General features: G+C 34.6%; 2 pseudogenes. One reads left to right on the forward strand and one right to left on the reverse strand.

Annotated elements, in window-relative coordinates:
* Positions 1-431 (reverse strand): annotated as a pseudogene (locus UC75_RS22220) (DUF2236 domain-containing protein); the annotation flags it as partial.
* A gap of 87 nt (positions 432-518) precedes the next feature.
* Between UC75_RS22220 and UC75_RS16965 the strand changes: the two are divergent.
* Positions 519-1,089, forward strand: a pseudogene (locus UC75_RS16965) (TetR/AcrR family transcriptional regulator).
* Positions 1,090-1,244 lie beyond the last annotated feature (155 nt).

Genomic DNA, 1,244 nt, shown 5'->3' on the forward strand with positions numbered 1-1,244 from the left:
TGATTAAATCCCGGATATAAGTATCCTGCCATTAAAGATAAATCTCTAAGGATAAAACCGTTATTTACTCCTAAACGATGAGTAAATTTAACAGCCTCATCAATTTGGCGCTGGTCTAACCATTCGGGTTTTTGTTCAATGTAATTAAAGAAATTTTCTAACTCAGTAGGTAGCGGCTCAGATAGGTCATCGCGGCCTTGAAATAATATCTTCTCAAAAATCATTCGGTGATCTTTGGGGTTTTGCATAACCCAATCAATCACCTTATCCATTTCAACGTCCCCTTCACAAAGAGCGCGTTGTAAAGATACATATTCTGTATAGCTCGGTTGAGCTGGTTTTTCGCAACAGACATTTAAAAACTGAGTAAAGAAATTACTGTCTTGCATGTCATTAAAAGAAGCAAGTCGAGTTGGGCTAATCGTTTGCATATCGTTACTTACTTATGAACTGAATAATAAATAGGCTAATATGAATAATTATTCGCATTCAATTCGCATTTAACGAATAAACAACTAATGAGAAAAGCTCCACAGCAACAGCGTTCAAAAATTATTGTTGACCATATTTTAGAGGCGACACAGCACTGTATTGCCCAATATGGCTTACTACATACTACAACTCCTAAAATTGCAGAGAAATCTGGAGTAAGTGTAGGTTCGATTTACCAATACTTTGAGAATAAAGATCAAATCGTTGAAGAACTATTACGCCGTAAAAGTGAACTATTAGGACATCAACTTAAAGAGCTAGTTATGCAGCAAGGAAATATTCCTTTAGACCTGCTCATCCCCTTGGCGATAGAGCTAGGGTTTAATGCATTAAAAGCCGATCATGGATTTTTTATAGAAGTACTGAAACATTGGCATAACTATAGCCATTCGCAAGCTGCTCAGATTTTAGAAAAGCATTTTTTTGAAGTAGGGCTATATACATTTAGTAGAAATCCTCATCAGTGGGACTTCGAACAGGTGAAGCATAAATCCTTTGTAATTATTAATAGTACGCTTTTTACGATGATGCGATATGTGAGTCAGAACAATTTTCTTATATCAGAACAACAACTTAAGCGCGAATTGTCGAGCATGATCTTGGCTTATTTAAGTCAAAAATAAATAATTAAAATAATTATTGATATAAAACAATAGTTTAAATTGGTTATTGATTTAAAAGTGAACGCTCAAGTCATAAGTTTCTAATTTTCGCTTGCAAAGGGATGTTAATCCTCTATAATGCACATCCAT

Source organism: Acinetobacter sp. V2 (assembly GCF_001188385.1).
Taxonomy (GTDB): Bacteria; Pseudomonadota; Gammaproteobacteria; order Pseudomonadales; family Moraxellaceae; genus Acinetobacter; species Acinetobacter oleivorans.